Raw genomic sequence first — 19,297 nt, 5'->3', positions numbered from 1 at the left:
CTAGAACAAAAATTTGGTCTTCGAAATGTTCCAAACGGAGCAACGAATCAAAGTTGGTGCAGATCTTGCAGAAGTAAACATTAATTAATAATCTCATTAAAAGGAATAAATAAAAATGGCAACAAAAGACGTTAAATTTGGTAATGATGCACGTGTAAAAATGCTTAACGGCGTAAACATTCTTGCAGATGCAGTGAAAGTAACGCTAGGGCCAAAAGGTCGTAATGTAATTTTAGATAAAGCCTTTGGTGCGCCAACGATCACAAAAGATGGTGTTTCTGTGGCTCGTGAAATCGAATTAGAAGATAAATTTGAAAATATGGGCGCACAAATGGTGAAAGAAGTGGCGTCTAAAGCGAATGACGCGGCAGGAGACGGTACCACAACCGCAACGGTCTTAGCCCAAGCGATCGTGAATGAAGGGTTAAAAGCCGTGGCTGCAGGAATGAACCCAATGGATTTAAAACGTGGTATTGATAAGGCGGTTAATGCAGTCGTTGCTGAATTAAAAGCCCTTTCTAAACCGTGCGAAAGCTCAAAAGAAATTGAGCAAGTCGGTACGATTTCTGCGAACTCAGATAATGTCGTAGGGAAATTAATTGCTGAAGCAATGGAAAAAGTGGGTAAAGAAGGCGTGATTACCGTTGAAGACGGCACGGGCTTAGAAGATGAGCTTGCTGTTGTGGAAGGAATGCAATTTGATCGCGGTTACCTTTCTCCATACTTTATCAATAAACCTGAAGCCGCAACGGTAGAATTTGATAACCCATTTATTCTTTTAGTGGATAAAAAAATCTCTAATATTCGTGAATTATTACCTGTATTAGAAGCGGTAGCAAAAGCCGGTAAGCCGTTACTTATCATTGCAGAAGATGTAGAAGGGGAAGCGCTTGCGACATTAGTGGTAAATACCATGCGTGGTATCGTGAAAGTTGCCGCAGTGAAAGCGCCGGGCTTTGGTGATCGCCGTAAAGCAATGTTACAAGATATTGCCATTTTAACGGCAGGTACCGTAATTTCTGAAGAAATCGGTATGGAGTTAGAAAAAGCAACCTTAGAAGATTTAGGTCAAGCAAAACGTGTGGTGATCAATAAAGACAACACGACCATTATTGACGGTGTAGGTGAAGAAGCGCAAATTAAAGGACGTGTTGCACAAATTCGTCAGCAAATTGAAGAAAGCACTTCTGATTATGACAAAGAAAAATTACAAGAGCGCGTAGCGAAATTAGCTGGTGGCGTGGCAGTAATTAAAGTCGGTGCTGCAACCGAAGTTGAAATGAAAGAGAAAAAAGATCGTGTTGAAGATGCCTTACACGCAACCCGTGCAGCGGTAGAAGAAGGAATTGTTGCAGGTGGTGGCGTTGCTTTAATTCGTGCAGCAAGCAAAGTAGCCACAAACTTAAAAGGTGATAATGAAGAGCAAAACGTCGGGATCAAACTAGCTTTACGTGCAATGGAAGCGCCATTACGCCAAATTGTTACCAATGCAGGTGAAGAAGCCTCTGTTGTGGCAAGTGCGGTGAAATCTGGCGAAGGAAACTTTGGTTATAATGCCGGTTCTGAGCAATATGGTGATATGCTTGAAATGGGTATCTTAGATCCAACTAAAGTAACACGTTCAGCACTTCAATTTGCCGCTTCTATCGCGGGATTAATGATTACCACTGAAGCGATGGTAACAGAGATTCCTAAAGAAGAGAAAGCTGATCTAGGCGCCGGAATGGGTGGAATGGGCGGTATGATGTAATTCCTCCCACATCCTTATTTTCAAAGAGCGGTAGAAATTTTTCTTATTTTTAAATTTCTACTGTATAAATCCCCGTAGTTTTCGCTATGGGGATTTTTTGTAGTTAGACTAATAAGTTAGAGCGAAAATCATCAGTATAAAAAATCAGAAAATCAGTATGGATTATTTTATATGGAAAATGATATAGATTTCCTCTCGTTTTCATTAGGATGTGCTTTTTATTAAATACTTGATAAGAAACAGGGACTAACAAGAATTCACAAGGGAAAATAACATAATGGCACGCCCTATTGGATTCGAACCAATGACCTACGGCTTAGAAGGCCGTTGCTCTATCCAGCTGAGCTAAGGGCGCATTTCAAATGGATATATAAAAGAAGTGGTCGGCGAGATAGGATTTGAACCTACGACCCACTGGTCCCAAACCAGTTGCGCTACCAAGCTGCGCTACTCGCCGACAAGATGGCGGTAATTATAAAATGCTTTTATTATCAGTCAATGAATTTTTTCTGTTTTTTGGTTTAATCGCTCAAAATTATCTCAATTAGGCTTACATTAGAAGGTTTTTTTTGAGAGAATAGCAAACGTTTACTTTCTCAGCATTTCATATTTAAGGAAAACGTAATGACGGCACAAATCATCTCTGGCACCGCACTCTCGAAAGAAATCAAAGCAGAAATAGCAGAAAAAATTCAGCAGCATCTTAAACAAAATAGACGCGCCCCGGGGTTGGCTGTTATTTTAGTTGGCACAGATCCAGCTTCACAAGTTTATGTTGAAAGTAAACGTAGAAGCTGTGAAGAAATTGGTATGTTTTCTAAATCTTATGACTTGCCTGAAAGTACGTCCGAGCAAGCATTGCTTGCCCTGATCGATGAGTTAAATGCGGATCCGAACATTGATGGGATTCTCGTTCAATTGCCTTTACCGGCTCATATTAATAGCACCTCTGTGATTGAGCGTATTTCACCAAATAAAGATGTGGATGGTTTTCACCCATATAATGTGGGGCGTTTATGTCAGCGTATTCCTACCTTACGCGCTTGTACGCCTTATGGCGTGATCAAGCTTTTAGAAACTACTGGCATTGATTTTTATGGTCAGCACGCCGTAATTGTAGGGGCTTCTAATATCGTAGGGCGTCCTATGGCATTAGAACTATTACTTGCAGGCTGCACCGTTACGGTAACACATCGCTTTACAAAAGATTTGGCACATCACGTTAAGCAAGCGGATATTTTAGTGGTAGCGGTAGGAAAACCACAATTTATCCCCGGCGAATGGATTAAAGAAGGCGCTGTGGTGATTGATGTCGGGATTAACCGTGTCGATGGCAAACTTGCGGGTGATGTGGAATTTGATAAAGCAAAAGAAAGAGCGGGTTATATTACCCCAGTTCCCGGTGGTGTAGGGCCAATGACCGTTGCAATGTTAATGTATAATACGTTATCCGCTTATGAAAAACATTGGGCTGAGGGCAAATAAAAATAATAGAAAAAAACACCGCACTTTAAAAATATAATCCAATGCCGATTGAAAATAATCCTAAGCTCATTGCTATATCACCACTTTGAATATGCAGAATATTGGCATAGGTATACATTAAAAAAATCAAAATTTCCAGCCTTTAGATAAAATTAGGCTGACGTTATGTCAGCCTTAAATCTATTTCAAGAATGCAGGAATATTTTTCTCGTATGCTGAAATAGCCTCTTCGTGTTGCAAGGTTAAACCAATATTATCTAAACCATTTAATAGGCAATGACGGCGGAATTCATCTAGTTCAAAGGGATAGATTTTTTCACCTGTGGTAACGGTCATTTTTTCTAAATCTACATCAATGGTTGTGCCTTGGTTTGCCCACACCCATTGGAAGATTTCTTCGATTTCCTCTTCGCTTAAACGGATTGGAAGCATATGATTGTTTAAGCTGTTGTTATAGAAAATATCTGCGAAACTTGGTGCAATCATCACTTTGAAACCATAATCGGCCAATGCCCAAGGCGCGTGTTCACGAGATGAACCACAGCCTAGATTTTTGCGTGCAAGCAAAATACTCGCCCCTTGATATTGCGGGAAGTTTAGTACAAATTCGGGATTGGGCTGAGTGCCTTCGGCATCAAGATAACGCCATTCATGGAATAAATGTTTACCAAAACCGACGCGTGTAATCGCTTGCAAAAATTGTTTTGGAATAATGGCATCGGTATCTACATTTGCCACATCTAATGGCACAACAATGCCTGAATGTTGTTTAAAGCCTGCCATAATTTCTCCTTAATATAATTCCACTTGACGAATATCGACAAATTTACCAAACACCGCTGCGGCTGCTGCCATTGCTGGGCTAACAAGATGTGTTCGGCCATTACGCCCTTGACGGCCTTCAAAATTACGGTTACTGGTGGAGGCACAGCGTTCCCATTCGCCTAGTTGGTCATCGTTCATTCCTAAGCACATTGAACAGCCGGGGTTACGCCATTGTGCGCCAGCTTCAATAAAGATTTTATCCAACCCCTCTTTTTCTGCTTGTTCTTTCACAAGCCCAGACCCCGGAACAACCAACACGCGTTTTACGTTATCCGCCACTTTACGCCCTTTCATCACCGCAGCGGCAGCGCGTAAATCTTCAATACGAGAGTTCGTGCAAGAGCCAATAAATACTTGATCAATGGAAATCTGAGTTAAATCTGCGTTGGGTTCTAAACCAATATAAGCTAAGGCTTTTTCCGCAGAGGCACGTATCACAGGATCACGCATTTCCGCTGGATTGGGTACGGTTTGATCAATACCAATCACCTGTCCCGGATTTGTTCCCCAAGTGACTTGTGGTGCGATGTCTTTGGCTTCTAATACGACTACCGTATCAAATTCAGCCCCTTCATCGGTTTTGAGTGTTTTCCAATAAGCGATAGCCTCATCCCAATCTTTACCTTTCGGCGCATAAGGACGCCCTTTTAAATATTCAAAGGTCGTTTCATCTGGGGCAATTAATCCTGCTTTCGCACCAAGTTCAATTGCCATATTACATACTGTCATTCGACCTTCCATTGAGAGGTTACGAATCGCTTCGCCACAAAATTCTACAACGTGTCCTGTGCCACCAGCCATTGTGGTTTTACCGATAATCGCAAGCACAATATCTTTTGCAGTAATCCCCGGGGCAACTTTACCACGCACTTCAATTTTCATATTTTTCGCGCGGCTTTGTTTTAAGGTTTGTGTTGCTAACACGTGTTCGACTTCTGATGTTCCAATTCCAAAGGCTAATGCACCAAAAGCGCCGTGAGTTGCGGTGTGTGAATCGCCACATACGATGGTCATACCCGGTAAGGTTAGCCCTTGTTCAGGTCCAACTACGTGAACGATACCTTGTTGTTTGCTATTCATATCAAACAACTCAATTCCTGTCTTTGCACAGTTTTTAGCTAATTCAAGCACTTGAATTTTGGCTTGCCCTTCCAATTTATTCACATCACGTACTTGCGTTGAAATACTGTGATCCATTGTGCCGAAGGTTTTTCCTACTTGACGAACTGGGCGGTTCGCGACTCGTAATCCATCAAATGCTTGAGGGCTAGTAACCTCGTGAATTAAATGGCGATTAATGTATAAAATCGGTGTTTCACCTTGTGATTCGTAGACGATGTGTGCATCGAATAATTTGTCGTAGAGAGTTTTTTTCATATTTCGCTCGTTATTTGGTATTTAATATTTGGTATCTGCTGTTTGGTTTCGCCTAATAGCGACTTCATTTTACTGTGGCTATGCCTTGCACTGCGTGCTGTTGCAAAAGCAACGTTCAACCTAAAAGGTGTCTTTGCTTGTGCAAAAAAGCTCTCTGCTGTTTTGCTTCCATTTTTTAGAATGAATTTTCCTAAAAATTTATTTACGTTTGGGCAAAACAGCAGGTAACCCGAAGTACTATCTTTGTTAAATTAAAAGGATAGTGAATATCCCGTTTTTCCCCTTTATAACTTGCCTGAATGAGTGGCTAAGTGGCTAGGGGGATTTTTCGTGTTTGAGCCTGCTTGCAGGCGAGTTAAAAATCCGCCGTTTGCCACTCCACGAAATGAAGAAAAGCAAGTTATCAGGGCGCATTTCTTTTGCTTCGTTTTCTTTGTGCGAACAAAGAAAATGAAGTTTCAGTTAGGTGAAACCAGATAAATTAATCAAGTTTCTTAATAAATGGCTAAGCCTTAATCTCCGCCACAATCAGATCCCCCATTTCCTTCGTTGAAACAGGTGTGTTTTCATCGGCTAAATCTGCTGTACGATAGCCATTTTCTAGCACTTTTTGTACCGCACTTTCTATTTCATTCGCCGCCTCATTAAGATTAAAGCTATAACGTAACATCATTGCGGCAGAAAGAATTTGTGCAATTGGGTTTGCGATACCTTTCCCTGCGATATCAGGGGCAGAACCGCCTGCAGGCTCATATAAACCAAATCCTTTTTCGTTTAAGCTCGCTGAAGGTAGCATTCCCATTGAACCCGTGATCATCGCACATTCATCAGAAATAATGTCGCCGAAAATATTTGAGCAAAGTAACACATCAAAAAATTCAGGTTGCTTGATTAATTGCATCGTAGCATTATCAATGTAGATATGATCTAACGTTACTTCTGGGTAATCTTTCGCAACTTCTTCAACCACTTCCCGCCATAAGATTGAACTGATTAATACATTGGCTTTATCTACAGACGTTAAATGTTTTTTACGTTTCATTGCGGTTTCAAAGGCAACTTTGGCAATGCGTTTAATTTCATAGCGATGATAAATTTCCGTATCATAGGCTTTCTCATTATCTCCCTCGCCTTCGCGCCCTTTTGGCTGACCAAAATAAATGCCTCCCGTTAATTCACGGACGGTAACCATATCAAAACCTTTAGCGGCAATATCCGCACGCAATGGGCAGAATTTTTCTAAGCCTTTGTATAAGGTTGCAGGGCGTAAATTACAAAACAATGAAAAATGTTTGCGTAATGGTAATAACGCACCGCGTTCAGGTTGTTGGTTAGGCGGAAGATGTTCCCATTTTGGTCCACCCACTGAACCAAATAAGATAGCATCGCTTTGTTCGCAACCTGTTAAGGTGTCTTCTGGTAACGCTGTGCCGTGCTTGTCAATGGCAATGCCACCTACATCAAAATGGCGGAAGTTAAGCTGAAAACCGTATTTTTGTTGTACGGCATCAAGCACTTTAATGGCTTCTGCCATCACTTCAGGCCCAATGCCATCACCACTTAATACAGCAACATTATAATTTTTCATCGTATCACTCCTTAATTGATCGAGTTTTTGCTTAATTTCAAATTTTCTACTTTATGTGAGCGGTAAATTGCATTGATGGCGTGGATCAGCGCACGGGCTGAGGATTCTACAATATCCGTTGCCAAGCCCACCCCGTGGAAACGGCGACCTTTATGCTCCACCACAATATCCACTTGCCCTAGTGCCTCAGCCCCTTCGCCTTTAGCCGTTAAGTGATAATTCAACATTTTTAAATCAATATTCGTGATGTTCAAAATGGCATTAAACACCGCATCCACTGGGCCATTACCTCCACTGGATACTTGACTTAATTTTTCACCGTCTAGCTCCACTTGCACAAAGGCAGAGGCAGGTAAATGGCTGATCATTTGTGAAGTAATCACATCTAAGGTTAAACGATCCTCATCGCCTTGCTGCATATCAATAAAAGCAAGGGCTTCTAAATCATAATCGAACACTTGCCCTTTTTTATCTGCTAATTTCAAGAACGCCTCATACAATTTATCTAAATCATATTCACTTTCTTGATATCCCATTGAATCCATATGATTTTTTACCGCTGCACGCCCAGAACGAGCCGTTAAATTCAATTTTTCTTTTTTCAAACCGATGGTTTCTGGCGACATAATTTCGTAAGTATTTTTATTTTTCACCATACCGTCTTGATGAATACCAGAAGAATGGGCAAAGGCATTTGACCCAACAATCGCTTTATTGGGTTGAATTGGCATATTACATAATTGACTAACCATTTGGCTAACACGGTGAATTTCTTGTGTATTAATACGAGTATCTACGCCAAACAAGGTCTGACGGGTTTTAATTGCCATCACCACTTCTTCCAATGCCGTGTTACCCGCACGCTCACCGATACCATTTACTGTACATTCAATTTGTCTTGCACCATTTTGTATCGCAGTTAAAGAGTTCGCAGTCGCCATTCCCAAATCATTATGGCAATGCACGGAAATAATCGCTTTATCAATATTTGGTACACGGTTCATTACATTGGCGATAATATTGCCATATTCCATTGGTAAACAATAACCCACTGTATCTGGAATATTCACTGTGGTTGCTCCCGCATTGATTGCGGCTTCTACAATACGGCAAATATTATCAATGCCTGTACGCCCAGCATCTTCACAAGAAAATTCCACATCATCGGTATAACGGCGCGCACGTTTAACCGCATTAATTGCCATCTCTACCACATCATCAAAGGTGCGACGTAATTTGCTTTCAACGTGCAAAGCTGAGGTGGCAATGAAAGTATGAATTCGGAATGCTTCCGCCACTTTTAAGGCTTCTGCTGCCACGTCAATATCTTTATCCACCGCACGAGATAACGCACAGACACGACTATTTTTGATATGTTCCGCAATGGTGCGCACGGATTCAAAATCCCCCGCAGAAGAAACAGGAAATCCCACTTCCATTACATCAACGCCAAGACGTTCAAGAGCAAGGGCAATTTGTAGTTTTTCTTTTACCGTTAAACTGGCTTTTAGGGCTTGCTCGCCATCGCGTAAGGTGGTGTCAAAGATAATCACTTGATCTGTCATAACTTATCCTTTCATTGATTTTGAATATAAAAAAACCCGCCTCTAAAGTGCGGGTCAAATTTGGGAAATTTTTACATAACGTGTTTTTTATCCACAAGCTAGCCGCACAAAAATTGTGAGAGGAGCAGGTGGAGTGAAAGCAAAACACGAGTAAACATAAAACATAATCCTTCTTGAAAACGGTTTTATCTTACCTGCTAAAAATAAACTGTCAAACACTATTTTAGGATTTTTCTCTAAAGCAAACGATTTTCAATGTGTTCGTTTAGTTTAATATTTCATATTTTAATTTTATATTGGTTTAATAAACTAAAAGTAGCAAAAATGTTATTTTTTTATACCGCACTTTTCCTGAAAACAAGAGAATAAAATTTATTTTGATAAAGAAGAAAAAACAAATTTTGCGTTAAATCAATAATAACCTACAAATACCACTAAAGGGGTAGCCTTTCTTTACTGGAAGAACTACGCGGTGTTATCGCCTTATGATAGAATCAGGGCATTTTCCAATAATTGTCAATTTTTATGTCAATAATCAATCAATTACAGCTTGAACAAATTACCTGCCAACGTGGTGATAAAACCTTATTTTCCGAGTTATCTTTAACTTGGCAAAGTGGTGATTTTGTACAGATTGAAGGACATAATGGTATTGGAAAAACCAGTTTATTACGGATTTTAGTTGGGCTAGCCCAACCCGTTGTTGGGCAAGTATGCTGGAATGCTCAACCGATTAAACAATGCCGTGAAGCGTATTATTACCAGTTATTATATTTAGGTCATCACACGGGAATTAAACCAGAACTCACCGCGTGGGAAAATTTAAAATTTTATCAAGCCGTTAGCCAATGCCAACAAGGTGAAGAAGCCCTTTGGCAGGCATTGGAAAAAGTGGGCTTACTCGGGCGTGAAGAGATTATCGCAGGGCAACTTTCCGCAGGGCAACAGCGACGTATTGCCCTTGCACGGTTATGGCTTTCCCAAGCGCCTTTATGGATTTTAGATGAGCCTTTCACGGCGATTGACAAAAAGGGTGTACGCATTTTAACAGGCTTATTTGAACAGCAAGTGGAAAAAGGCGGAATGGTGATTTTAACTAGTCATCAAGCGATCCCGAGCGAACAATTACAGGTGCTGGATTTAGAGAAATATAAATTTGACCCACATCGTGCTTAGTCGCTACGCTCAAATAAAGTGCGGTGCAAAATGAGAGACGTTTTTATGCAGATATTTACGCAAATTATCAAACGGGAATTACGCATTGCGATGCGAAAACAAACGGAGATTCTCAATCCGTTGTGGTTCTTTTTGATTATTATTACCTTATTTCCTTTGGTCATCGGCCCAGAACCGAAATTACTCGCCGAAATTGCCCCCGGGGTTGCTTGGGTGGCAGCGTTGCTCTCGGCATTATTATCTTTTGAACGTTTATTTCGTGATGATTTTATTGATGGCTCATTAGAGCAATTAATGCTCAGCTCACAACATTTAGCCTTAACCGCATTAGCTAAAGTGGTGGCACATTGGTTATTGACAGGCTTACCCTTGATTTTGCTTTCCCCTATTGCTGCGTTATTGCTTTCTTTGGATAGCCATATTTGGTGGGCGTTAGTGCTGACATTGTTATTGGGGACGCCAATTCTAAGCTGTCTTGGTGCAATTGGTGTGGCACTTACGGTTGGGCTACGCAAAGGCGGTGTGCTACTGAGTTTATTGGTGTTACCTTTGTTTATTCCCGTGTTGATTTTTTCTTCGTCTGTCCTTGAAGCGGCGGCACTTACCTTGCCTTATAACGGGCAACTTGCTATTTTGGGCGCAATGTTATGTGTTGCATTAACCTTATCGCCTTTTGCTATTGCGGCAGCGTTACGGATTAGCGTGGAATAACGTGAGAAACTGATTTTTGATTTTAAAGTAAGGAAAATATTCATTATGTGGAAATGGCTTCACCCTTATGCTAAACCAGAAACGCAATATCGCGTATGTGGAAAATTACTTCCTTGGTTTGCCATACTTTCAACCTTATTCATTGCGACGGCTTTAGTATGGGGCTTAGCTTATGCACCAGCAGACTACCAACAAGGTAATAGCTTTCGCATTATGTATATTCACGTTCCGGCAGCCATTTGGTCAATGAGTATTTATGTGTCAATGGCGATTGCGGGAATCATTGGTTTAGTGTGGCAAATTCGCCAAGCACATCTTTCAATTATTGCGATGGCACCAATTGGTATGGTATTTACTTTTATCGCCTTAGTAACTGGGGCGATTTGGGGAAAACCTATGTGGGGAACGTGGTGGGTGTGGGATGCACGCTTAACCGCATCATTAATTTTATTTTTCTTATATTTAGGCGTGATTGCGTTGTATTCCGCATTCCAAGATCGCATAACAGGAATGAAAGCCGCCGCCATTTTATCCATTGTTGGTGTTATCAATATTCCGATTATCCACTTCTCTGTGGAATGGTGGAATACCTTGCACCAAGGCGCGAGTATCACCAAATTTGAAAAGCCATCTATTGCAACGCCGATGTTGATCCCACTGATTTTATCTATTTTGGGCTTTATGGCATTAACCATTTGTTTAACATTAGTGCGTTATCGTTTAGCCTTATTAAATGATGAGAAAAAACGCCCTTGGGTAAAAATGTTAGTAAATAGCAAATAAATTTTGCATAAATTTGCACCGCACTTTTATTTTTTAAACATAATGCGGGGAGAAAACTAAAGTGCGGTGGTTTTTCAACGAATTTTTAATTTTATAAGGATAAGAGAATGTTTTTTAACTCTGTGAGTGATTTTCTAAATATGGGGGGCTATGGGTTTTACGTCTGGCTTTCCTATGGCATTTCTTTCTTAGCCATTGTGGGCTTGATCTTGCAAGGGGTGATGAGTAAGAAAAATCTCATTAATGAAATTAAACGTGAACAACAACGTGCCCAATATGAACAAAAACGTAGAACGGGAGAAAGCCTATGAATCCAAGACGTAAATCTCGTTTAACCATTGTTTTATTTGTGTTAGTCGGTCTTGCGGTGGCGTCATCGCTGGTGTTGTATGCGTTGCGTCAAAATATTGATTTATTTTATACACCAACAGAAGTACTTTATGGCAAAAATGAGAATGCGGAAACCAAACCGCACGTTGGGCAACGTATCCGTGTTGGCGGAATGGTGGTGGAAGGCTCAGTAAAACGTGATGCGAAAAGCCTGAAAGTGGTATTTGATCTCAATGATATTGGGCCTTCAATTACGGTGGAATATGAAGGCATTTTGCCTGATTTATTCCGTGAAGGACAGGGCATTGTTGCACAAGGGGTATTAAAAACCCCGACTGTGCTAGAAGCCAGTGAAGTATTGGCAAAACACGATGAGAATTATGTTCCACCCGAATTAGGCGAACAAATGAAAAAAGTGCATAAGCCAATGGGCATTTCAGATTTAAGCCATGAAAGCGAACGTGATCGCCAAGAAAAACGAGAAGGTAAATAATGATTGCGGAATTAGGAAATTATGCGTTAGCCCTAAGTTTAGGCATTGCGTTATTATTGGCGATATTCCCTTTATATGGGGCAGAAAAAAATAATGCCCAGCTGATGGCATTAGCACGTCCAATGACCTATGGGTTATTTGTGGCATTGAGTTTGGCATTTGCGTGCTTATTTTATCTATTCGCGACCAATGATTTTTCTGTGCAATATGTGGTCAATAATTCAAATACAACGTTACCCTTGGCTTATCGCTTATCTGCGGTATGGGGATCGCACGAAGGCTCATTATTGCTATGGATTTGGTTGCTCACCTTATGGAGTGCTGCGGTAGCCTTTTTCAGCAAGCCGTTACCGCAAGAAGCGGTTGCGCGCGTGTTAGGCGTGATGGGGGTTATTACGATTGGTTTTTTGATTTTTGTCCTCTTCACATCGAACCCTTTTACACGTACCTTTCCAAATTTTCCAGTGGAAGGGCGAGAATTAAATCCATTATTGCAAGATATTGGTTTAATTTTCCACCCACCCCTGCTTTATATGGGTTATGTGGGATTTTCAGTGGCATTTGCTTTTTCCATTGCCTCATTAATGACGGGCAAACTGGATACCGCGTGGGCAAGATGGTCAAGACCTTGGACAATGGCCGCTTGGGTGTTTTTAACCTTAGGGATCGTACTTGGTTCTTGGTGGGCGTATTATGAACTCGGCTGGGGCGGCTGGTGGTTCTGGGATCCGGTAGAAAACGCCTCATTAATGCCTTGGTTGGCAGGAACGGCGTTATTGCATTCGCTTGCAGTAACCGAAAAGCGAGGCACATTTAAAGCTTGGACAGTATTGCTGGCGATTTTAGCCTTTTCCCTTTGTTTGCTCGGCACATTCCTTGTGCGTTCGGGTATTTTAGTGTCTGTACACGCCTTTGCTTCTGATCCAACCCGTGGACTCTATATTTTAGCGTATTTGATCGTCGTGATTGGTGGCTCACTGACCTTGTATGCTTACAAAGGCAACCGCATTCGCTCAAGAGATAATGCAGAACGTTATTCGCGCGAAACGATGTTGTTACTCAATAATATCCTTTTAATGACCGCACTTGCTGTGGTGTTTTTAGGCACATTATTGCCTTTAGTGCATAAACAACTTGGCTTGGGCAGCATTTCTATTGGCGCACCGTTCTTCGATCAAATGTTCCTTTATATTATGATCCCTTTTGCTTTATTACTTGGTATTGGACCGTTGGTAAAATGGCGTAGAGATCAATTTTCTGCTATCCGAACGCCAGTCATTCTTAGCCTAATTTTGATGTTAATTGCGGGGGGGGGGTTGCCTTATTGGTTACAAGATCGTATCACGGCAACCTCTGTGCTAGGCGTGATGATGTCGGTGATCATCACCGTATTAGCCTTATACGAATTACAACAGCGAGCTACTCACCGCCATCACTTTTTTGCAGGGCTAAGTAAACTTTCCCGTTCCCATTGGGGAATGGTGTTGGCACATCTCGGCGTGGCGATGACCGTCTGGGGGATTGCCTTTAGCCAAAATTACAGCATTGAACGTGATGTGCGAATGAACGTTGGTGATAGCATTGAGATTGCAGGCTATGATTTTAAATTCCAAGGGATTAGTGATGCGAATGGGCCAAACTATCTTGGTGGCAAGGCAGAAATTGAAATCAGTAAAAATGGTCAATATGAAGCCACGCTGTATGCTGAAAAACGCTTTTACACCGTGAGTAAAATGTCAATGACAGAAGCCGCGATTGATTGGGGCTTTGCACGCGACCTCTATGTGGCATTAGGTGAAAGCCTTGGCAATGGCGCGTGGGCATTACGTTTATATTATAAACCGTTTATTCGTTGGATTTGGCTCGGTGGTCTCTTTATGGCGTTAGGCGGCTTGCTTTGTATGTTTGATCGACGTTACCGTTTCAAACAGTTATTAACGAAGGCTTAAACAGAATAAGAAGGTTATAATGAATAAAAAATATGCAATTCCGCTAATTTTATTTTTGGCATTGAGTATTGCCTTTTTCGTTCAATTACAGCGTAATTCCAACGGCGATGATCCCAAAGCGTTGGAAAGTGCGTTAGTGGGCAAACCTGTGCCAACCGCAATATTGCAAGATCTGTTTGACAACAAAACGCACGAGCAACGTATTTTTCAGCAAGGCAAGCCAATCTTATTGAATGTATGGGCAACTTGGTGTCCCACCTGCTATGCGGAACATCAATATTTAAATCAGCTTCATTCACAAGGGATAACCATTATCGGGGTAGATTATAAAGACAAAACGGATAAGGCGATTAAATGGTTAAAAGAGTTAGGCAATCCTTATCAGCTTGTGATTAAAGATGAAAAAGGCGCTTTTGGACTTGATTTAGGCGTCTATGGCGCACCAGAAACCTTCATTATTGATGGCAAAGGCATCATTCATTATCGCTATGCAGGTGATGTGAACGAAAAAGTCTGGCAAAGCACGTTACAGCCAATTTATCAAAAATTAATGGAACAAAAATAATGCGAAAAATTCCTTATTTTTTTACCGCACTTTTATTTTTTGCTATCACCGCCAAGGCAGCGATTGAGGTGCGGAATTTTGCGTCAGCACAACAGGAACAAGATTATCAAAGCCTCACCCAAGAGCTACGTTGCCCGCAGTGTCAGAACAATAATATTGCAGATTCTAACGCCACCATTGCGGTGGATATGCGCGAAAAAGTTTATCAATTGCTCAATCAAGGACAAACTAAACAGCAAGTGGTGGATTATATGGTGCAACGTTATGGCAACTTTGTTACCTACAACCCACCGCTCACGCCAGCTACGCTATTACTTTGGATTGTACCGATTGGCTTGGTGTTATTTGGTGGTATTTTAGTGTTACGCCGCAAATCCAAAACACAAATTCAGGCAAAGCAAAGTGCGGTACAAATGGATGATGAAAAATTAACCCAAGCAGAACAGCAACGTTTAGCAAAATTATTAGCAGATAAGGAATAATCAATGAATTTTTGGCTCATTAGTCTAGGCGTAACACTCTTGATTGCAGTGATTTGTTTCTATCCCTTATTATTTTCAAGCAAAACCGAACAGGATAGCAATAAGCGAAATAAGTTAAATAAAGCCTTTTATCTTAATCGGTTAAAAGAACTTGAGGATGATGAACAACAAGGCTTAATTGAAGATACCCCGCAGTTACGCACAGAATTGCAACAAACCTTATTGCAAGATATTCCTGAAAATGAACCGCTGCAACAAGATCATAAACAATATGGCAAAATTTGGTTTGTTTCAGGTTTTCTCGCGTTGGCTATTCTAGCGGGATTAGGCTATATGCGTGTAGGAGCGTGGCAACAAGAGGCTATGATTGAAAAAACTTATCAAAAATTACCGCACTTTTATGAACGCTTAAAGGAAGAAGAAAGTAAGCCAATGAATGAGCAAGAATTACAGCAGTTTGCGATGGCTTTGCGTTTGAAATTGCAAAAAGAGCCAAATAATGCGGCAGATTGGTGGACGCTTGGGCAGGCGGCAATGAATCTTAATGATGCACGTTTGGCTTATGACAGCTATGCAAGAGCGGTAAAATTAGATCCTGAAAATAAGGAATATCAGCTTTCTTATGCACGTATATTAATGTTCTCTGATGACCAAACGGATAAAAATAAAGGTATGGATTTACTCAAAGGCGTACTGCGTAAAGATCATACGAATTTACAGGCGTTAGGTTTGTTGGCTTTTCAATATTTTGAAGCTGAAGAATATAAAATGGCTGCGGTTACTTGGGCAATGATGCTGCGTTTAATTCCCAAAGATGATCCTAGAGTCGCATTATTAGAAAAAAGTATCCGTGCAGCGCGTGATGCGCAAGAAGAAAAAGAGAAGGCAAATCAGAAAAAGTAATGATGTGTGGCGTCGCGCCATTTGAAATACGCCAATCTTATCTTTTTCCTATTTGAGCGATAATTCCACATTTTACTGAAAAAATGATATAGTGGAGCGATTATTGCGTGGAGGATAAATGAATTCATTATTTTTAGGTTTTCATCATATTGCGATTATTGCGTCAGATTACGCAAAATCTAAACATTTTTACACGCAAATTTTGCAGGCAAAGGTGATTCAAGAAACCTATCGAGCAGAGCGAGACAGCTATAAACTGGATCTTGCTTTGCCCGATGGTAGTCAAATTGAGCTGTTTTCCTTTCCCAACCCGCCAGCCAGAGTGACAAAACCAGAAGCTTGCGGTTTACGCCATTTGGCATTTAAAGTAAAGCATATTCATCAAGTTGTGGCATATTTAGCCCAACATTGCATTTTTTGTGAACCTATCAGAGTCGATGAATTAACGGGTAAGCAGTTTACCTTTTTTCAAGATCCAGATGGGTTACCTTTGGAACTATACGAAATTGAGTAAAATATTTGGTAACAAAATGAAAAAGTTAAATATAGCAACGGCTATCTTCCTTAGCTTTTCTAGCCATTTCATTATGGCAGTTGAAGAAACGGCAGAGCCTTCTGGTTATGTGGAAGTTTTTCGTTTTTCTGAAAGTGAGCCAGAAAATCAAACCTATGTGAGCAAGGAAGAATCGAAGCTTCTTAATCCTAAGAAAATGAGCGATGCAGAAAAACTCGCCAAAAGTATTGAGTTTGAAGTGTATGAGGTGAGTGAAAATCGTGTTGCGCACACGGTATTCAAATCTGGTGCGGGGATTTGTCGAGGGTTTAGATCACATTATGGCGTTGATATGACCGATTCTCGTACTTATTATATTGACCAAGCTAATAATGAATATTATGCAAGCATTGCAGGTGCCACCATTTATTCTAAAAATGCGCCAGAAAATGTGCAATATGCGCCTGTATTTAACATTCAAGATGAAAAAATTGCACAGCAGGTGCAAGATGAAGAAAATAAATACGGTAAACAAGTTGCAACACAAAATATTGCAAAAAATTCAGAAATGCTGAAAAAAACAATTTGTAAACAAGATTATTATCGTCGTTGAAAATGAAAATACGAGAAAGCGACCGCGGTGTTACTCGTCGTACATAAGGAAGCGGCAACGCTGTATGATTTTTATTTGGAATGACGATAACATACTGAGAGGGAAGGGGAATACCTTCCCTTTATAGTTTTAAAATCTCTTTCACGAAAGGAATCGTCAGTTTACGCTGTGCTTGTAAAGAGGCTTTATCTAAGTCTGCCAATGCTTGGAACAGCGTGTGCATATCACGATTAAGGCGTTTTAGCAGAAAATTAGCGGTTTCATCGGGCAGTTCTATGCCACGAGAATGTGCTTTTTGTTGTAATACCTTGATTTTCTGTTCATCATCTAAAGATACAAGCTGATAACTTTCCCCCCAAGATAAACGTGATCTCAAATCAGGCAATTTCGCTGGTAGCGCATTTGGTGATTGATTGGCACTGATGAGTAAAATACCTTGCCCTTGTTCTCGCATACGATTAATCAGATCAAAAATTGCGAGCTCCCATTCATCATTACCAATCACCGCTTGAATATCATCTAAGCAGACTAAATCTTGCTGCTCCAAATTTTCCAGCACTTCAGGGGAGAAATATTGTGATTTGCTTAATGGCACATAAATAGAAGGGCGTTGCTGCACTAAAAATTCATTAGAACAGGCTTTTAGTAAATGGGTTTTGCCGCTACTTTTTGTTCCCCAGATATAGAAAAATTGCTGTTTTAATTCAGTAAAATTTTTATGCAAGGAATCGAGCAACAATAAATTATTGTCGGCATAAAAATTATCTAGAGTTTCTTCATCAATTTGATGAATGGGAAGCGGTAACTGCAAATCTAATAACCAATGTGTTCGTAAACTAAAGTGCGGTAAGAATATACAAAAAAAATAGGGATAAATAAAGCCTACCCCTATTTTCTACGTTGAATTTGGTGATATTTTATTCTTGAATTTCTACCTGATCTTTCGCTTTTGGCAAAATCAGGTTAAGAAGGATCGCCACAACCGCACACAAACTAATACCTTTTAATGAAATTTCGCCGAAGTTCACGAACATTCCACCAATACCAAAAGTCATCACCACAGAAATAATGCACAGATTGCGTGCCTCGGTAACATCGACTTTGCCACGGATTAAGGTACTCATTCCGACCACTGCAATAGAGCCAAATACTAGCATCATAATGCCTCCCATTACAATGGTTGGAATGGTGGAAAGAAATGCCCCCACTTTTCCACAGAAAGAAATGGCAATTGCCCATACGGCAGCCCAGGTCATAATTGTTGGATTGAAGTTGCGTGTTAGCATAACTGCCCCTGTTACTTCCGCATAGGTGGTATTTGGTGGGCCACCCAATAATGATGCCGCAGTGGTCGCGACACCATCACCGAGTAATGTGCGGTGTAATCCCGGTTTTTTCAGAAAATCTTTACCCGTTACAGAGCTAATCGCCATAATTCCGCCAACGTGTTCTACCGCAGGGGCAATCGCAATTGGAAGTAAGTATAAAATAGCTTCTAGCTTAAATTCTGGTGTGGTGATATGCGGTAAACTAAACCAAGGGGCATCAAGGACAGGCTGGAAATTAATTAAGCCTAAGAATAAGCATAAAATATAACCGACCGTAATACCAAACATAATTGGAATCAGTTTCATTATTCCTTTAGCAAAAACCGCCACTGCCAGCGTCGTTAAGAGTGTTGCCATAGAAACTAAAACCGCATCATTATATTGATATGCTGAGTTTTTCCCAAGTGCCATATCTACCGCAACAGGCGCAAGTCCCATACCGATAATAATAATGACAGGGCCTACCACGACAGGCGGAAAGATCTTTTGTAAGGCTTCCGCACCTTTTAGTTTTACCAGTGTGCTTAACGCAAAATAGACTAAGCCAGTGCAAGCTAGCCCGCCCATTGTTACGGCAATCCCCCAAGTCGCAACGCCATATTGGATTGGCGCAATAAAAGCAAAAGAAGAAGCAAGAAAAATGGGGACTTGTTTACCCGTGCATAATTGGAAAAGTAATGTTCCCACCCCCGCGGTTAATAATGCGGTATTGGCATCTAAGCCTGTAATAAGGGGAACAAGTACTAGTGCGCCAAAAGCAACAAATAACATTTGCAAGCCTACAAAGGCTTGTTTGGCTTTGTTTTCCACCTCAATAGGTGCATTTGGATTGGTTTTTATCATTTTAAGTTTCAACTCTCTGTCTGAATTAACTTTAAAAA

19 protein-coding genes and 2 tRNA genes are annotated in these 19,297 nt (G+C 40.8%); 13 read left to right on the top strand and 8 right to left on the bottom strand.

Going from position 1 to position 19,297, the window contains the following annotated elements:
* Window positions 1–115: 115 nt before the first annotated feature.
* Window positions 116–1,750, top strand: a complete 1,635-nt coding sequence (gene groL / locus L4F91_RS09655) for a chaperonin GroEL (protein ID WP_395896206.1) — start codon at window positions 116–118, stop codon at window positions 1,748–1,750.
* Window positions 1,751–2,028: 278 nt separating this feature from the next.
* Here the strand turns inward: groL and L4F91_RS09650 are convergent.
* Window positions 2,029–2,105 (bottom strand) — tRNA-Arg (locus tag L4F91_RS09650).
* Between the two features lie 25 nt (window positions 2,106–2,130).
* Window positions 2,131–2,207: transfer RNA gene (locus L4F91_RS09645), tRNA-Pro, on the bottom strand.
* 167 nt (window positions 2,208–2,374) lie between these two features.
* Here L4F91_RS09645 and folD point away from each other — a divergent pair.
* Window positions 2,375–3,235: a bifunctional methylenetetrahydrofolate dehydrogenase/methenyltetrahydrofolate cyclohydrolase FolD gene (folD, locus tag L4F91_RS09640; RefSeq protein ID WP_250364031.1), complete on the top strand. Its 861-nt coding sequence runs from the start codon at window positions 2,375–2,377 to the stop codon at window positions 3,233–3,235.
* Between the two features lie 180 nt (window positions 3,236–3,415).
* Here folD and leuD read toward each other — a convergent pair whose 3' ends face one another.
* From leuD to leuA, 4 genes are all read right to left on the bottom strand, one after another.
* Window positions 3,416–4,018: a 3-isopropylmalate dehydratase small subunit gene (leuD, locus tag L4F91_RS09635; protein WP_395896204.1), complete on the bottom strand. Its 603-nt coding sequence runs from the start codon at window positions 4,016–4,018 to the stop codon at window positions 3,416–3,418.
* Window positions 4,019–4,027: 9 nt separating this feature from the next.
* Window positions 4,028–5,437, bottom strand: a complete 1,410-nt coding sequence (gene leuC, locus L4F91_RS09630) for a 3-isopropylmalate dehydratase large subunit (protein WP_250351526.1) — start codon at window positions 5,435–5,437, stop codon at window positions 4,028–4,030.
* Window positions 5,438–5,942: 505 nt separating this feature from the next.
* A complete protein-coding gene (gene leuB, locus L4F91_RS09625) occupies window positions 5,943–7,025 on the bottom strand; it encodes a 3-isopropylmalate dehydrogenase (protein ID WP_265777473.1) in 1,083 nt (360 codons plus the stop codon).
* Window positions 7,026–7,036: 11 nt separating this feature from the next.
* Window positions 7,037–8,590: a 2-isopropylmalate synthase gene (leuA, locus tag L4F91_RS09620; protein ID WP_395896201.1), complete on the bottom strand. Its 1,554-nt coding sequence runs from the start codon at window positions 8,588–8,590 to the stop codon at window positions 7,037–7,039.
* A 525-nt stretch (window positions 8,591–9,115) separates the two neighbouring features.
* Between leuA and ccmA the strand changes: the two genes are divergently transcribed.
* The 11 genes from ccmA to L4F91_RS09565 all read left to right on the top strand — a co-directional run bounded on the left by ccmA (window position 9,116) and on the right by L4F91_RS09565 (window position 17,088).
* The gene (gene ccmA, locus L4F91_RS09615) at window positions 9,116–9,766 is read left to right on the top strand and encodes a cytochrome c biogenesis heme-transporting ATPase CcmA (RefSeq protein ID WP_395896199.1); all 651 of its coding nucleotides are present in this window, start codon (window positions 9,116–9,118) and stop codon (window positions 9,764–9,766) included.
* 45 nt (window positions 9,767–9,811) lie between these two features.
* Window positions 9,812–10,477: a heme exporter protein CcmB gene (gene ccmB / locus L4F91_RS09610; RefSeq protein ID WP_395896197.1), complete on the top strand. Its 666-nt coding sequence runs from the start codon at window positions 9,812–9,814 to the stop codon at window positions 10,475–10,477.
* A 45-nt stretch (window positions 10,478–10,522) separates the two neighbouring features.
* The gene (locus L4F91_RS09605; RefSeq protein WP_265777470.1) at window positions 10,523–11,260 is read left to right on the top strand and encodes a heme ABC transporter permease; all 738 of its coding nucleotides are present in this window, start codon (window positions 10,523–10,525) and stop codon (window positions 11,258–11,260) included.
* 107 nt (window positions 11,261–11,367) lie between these two features.
* Window positions 11,368–11,571 carry a heme exporter protein CcmD gene (gene ccmD, locus L4F91_RS09600; RefSeq protein WP_250351532.1) on the top strand — a complete coding sequence of 68 codons (204 nt, stop codon included), beginning with the start codon at window positions 11,368–11,370 and terminating at the stop codon, window positions 11,569–11,571.
* Window positions 11,568–12,083 carry a cytochrome c maturation protein CcmE gene (gene ccmE, locus L4F91_RS09595; protein WP_250351533.1) on the top strand — a complete coding sequence of 172 codons (516 nt, stop codon included), beginning with the start codon at window positions 11,568–11,570 and terminating at the stop codon, window positions 12,081–12,083. Before ccmD ends, ccmE begins: the two co-directional genes overlap by 4 nt.
* Window positions 12,083–14,032 carry a heme lyase CcmF/NrfE family subunit gene (locus L4F91_RS09590; RefSeq protein ID WP_395896194.1) on the top strand — a complete coding sequence of 650 codons (1,950 nt, stop codon included), beginning with the start codon at window positions 12,083–12,085 and terminating at the stop codon, window positions 14,030–14,032. The genes ccmE and L4F91_RS09590 overlap by 1 nt, the downstream gene beginning before the upstream one ends.
* 19 nt (window positions 14,033–14,051) lie before the next feature.
* A complete protein-coding gene (locus L4F91_RS09585) occupies window positions 14,052–14,597 on the top strand; it encodes a DsbE family thiol:disulfide interchange protein (RefSeq protein WP_250364038.1) in 546 nt (181 codons plus the stop codon).
* Window positions 14,597–15,079 (top strand): cytochrome c-type biogenesis protein, encoded by a 483-nt coding sequence (locus L4F91_RS09580; protein WP_250364039.1) that lies wholly within the window; start codon window positions 14,597–14,599, stop codon window positions 15,077–15,079. Before L4F91_RS09585 ends, L4F91_RS09580 begins: the two co-directional genes overlap by 1 nt.
* 3 nt (window positions 15,080–15,082) lie before the next feature.
* Complete coding sequence (gene ccmI / locus L4F91_RS09575; RefSeq protein ID WP_250364040.1) at window positions 15,083–15,982, top strand: c-type cytochrome biogenesis protein CcmI; 900 nt, start codon at window positions 15,083–15,085, stop codon at window positions 15,980–15,982.
* A 118-nt stretch (window positions 15,983–16,100) separates the two neighbouring features.
* Complete coding sequence (locus tag L4F91_RS09570; RefSeq protein WP_250351538.1) at window positions 16,101–16,496, top strand: VOC family protein; 396 nt, start codon at window positions 16,101–16,103, stop codon at window positions 16,494–16,496.
* 16 nt (window positions 16,497–16,512) lie between these two features.
* Window positions 16,513–17,088 carry a hypothetical protein gene (locus L4F91_RS09565; RefSeq protein ID WP_250351539.1) on the top strand — a complete coding sequence of 192 codons (576 nt, stop codon included), beginning with the start codon at window positions 16,513–16,515 and terminating at the stop codon, window positions 17,086–17,088.
* 121 nt (window positions 17,089–17,209) lie between these two features.
* Here the strand turns inward: L4F91_RS09565 and hda are convergent, their stop codons facing one another.
* Window positions 17,210–17,899, bottom strand: a complete 690-nt coding sequence (gene hda / locus L4F91_RS09560) for a DnaA regulatory inactivator Hda (protein ID WP_268738960.1) — start codon at window positions 17,897–17,899, stop codon at window positions 17,210–17,212.
* 106 nt (window positions 17,900–18,005) lie between these two features.
* On the bottom strand, window positions 18,006–19,259 hold the full coding sequence (locus tag L4F91_RS09555) for an NCS2 family protein (RefSeq protein WP_265762323.1): 1,254 nt from the start codon (window positions 19,257–19,259) through the stop codon (window positions 18,006–18,008).
* Between the last annotated feature and the right edge of the window lie 38 nt (window positions 19,260–19,297).

The sequence above is a fragment of the Avibacterium sp. 20-126 genome, from assembly GCF_044358625.1.
In the GTDB taxonomy this organism is placed as follows: Bacteria; Pseudomonadota; Gammaproteobacteria; order Enterobacterales; family Pasteurellaceae; genus Avibacterium.
This window is presented reverse-complemented; position numbering and strand designations above follow the sequence as displayed.

Excerpts from the sequence above, each read along its gene's own strand:
- groL (WP_395896206.1), top strand. The coding sequence starts at position 116 with ATGGCAACAAAAGACGTTAAATTTGGTAATGATGCACGTGTAAAAATG.
- folD (WP_250364031.1), top strand. The coding sequence starts at position 2,375 with ATGACGGCACAAATCATCTCTGGCACCGCACTCTCGAAAGAAATCAAA.
- leuD (WP_395896204.1), bottom strand. The coding sequence starts at position 4,018 with ATGGCAGGCTTTAAACAACATTCAGGCATTGTTGTGCCATTAGATGTG.
- leuC (WP_250351526.1), bottom strand. The coding sequence starts at position 5,437 with ATGAAAAAAACTCTCTACGACAAATTATTCGATGCACACATCGTCTAC.
- leuB (WP_265777473.1), bottom strand. The coding sequence starts at position 7,025 with ATGAAAAATTATAATGTTGCTGTATTAAGTGGTGATGGCATTGGGCCT.
- leuA (WP_395896201.1), bottom strand. The coding sequence starts at position 8,590 with ATGACAGATCAAGTGATTATCTTTGACACCACCTTACGCGATGGCGAG.
- ccmA (WP_395896199.1), top strand. The coding sequence starts at position 9,116 with ATGTCAATAATCAATCAATTACAGCTTGAACAAATTACCTGCCAACGT.
- ccmB (WP_395896197.1), top strand. The coding sequence starts at position 9,812 with ATGCAGATATTTACGCAAATTATCAAACGGGAATTACGCATTGCGATG.
- L4F91_RS09605 (WP_265777470.1), top strand. The coding sequence starts at position 10,523 with ATGTGGAAATGGCTTCACCCTTATGCTAAACCAGAAACGCAATATCGC.
- ccmD (WP_250351532.1), top strand. The coding sequence starts at position 11,368 with ATGTTTTTTAACTCTGTGAGTGATTTTCTAAATATGGGGGGCTATGGG.
- ccmE (WP_250351533.1), top strand. The coding sequence starts at position 11,568 with ATGAATCCAAGACGTAAATCTCGTTTAACCATTGTTTTATTTGTGTTA.
- L4F91_RS09590 (WP_395896194.1), top strand. The coding sequence starts at position 12,083 with ATGATTGCGGAATTAGGAAATTATGCGTTAGCCCTAAGTTTAGGCATT.
- L4F91_RS09585 (WP_250364038.1), top strand. The coding sequence starts at position 14,052 with ATGAATAAAAAATATGCAATTCCGCTAATTTTATTTTTGGCATTGAGT.
- L4F91_RS09580 (WP_250364039.1), top strand. The coding sequence starts at position 14,597 with ATGCGAAAAATTCCTTATTTTTTTACCGCACTTTTATTTTTTGCTATC.
- ccmI (WP_250364040.1), top strand. The coding sequence starts at position 15,083 with ATGAATTTTTGGCTCATTAGTCTAGGCGTAACACTCTTGATTGCAGTG.
- L4F91_RS09570 (WP_250351538.1), top strand. The coding sequence starts at position 16,101 with ATGAATTCATTATTTTTAGGTTTTCATCATATTGCGATTATTGCGTCA.
- L4F91_RS09565 (WP_250351539.1), top strand. The coding sequence starts at position 16,513 with ATGAAAAAGTTAAATATAGCAACGGCTATCTTCCTTAGCTTTTCTAGC.
- L4F91_RS09555 (WP_265762323.1), bottom strand. The coding sequence starts at position 19,259 with ATGATAAAAACCAATCCAAATGCACCTATTGAGGTGGAAAACAAAGCC.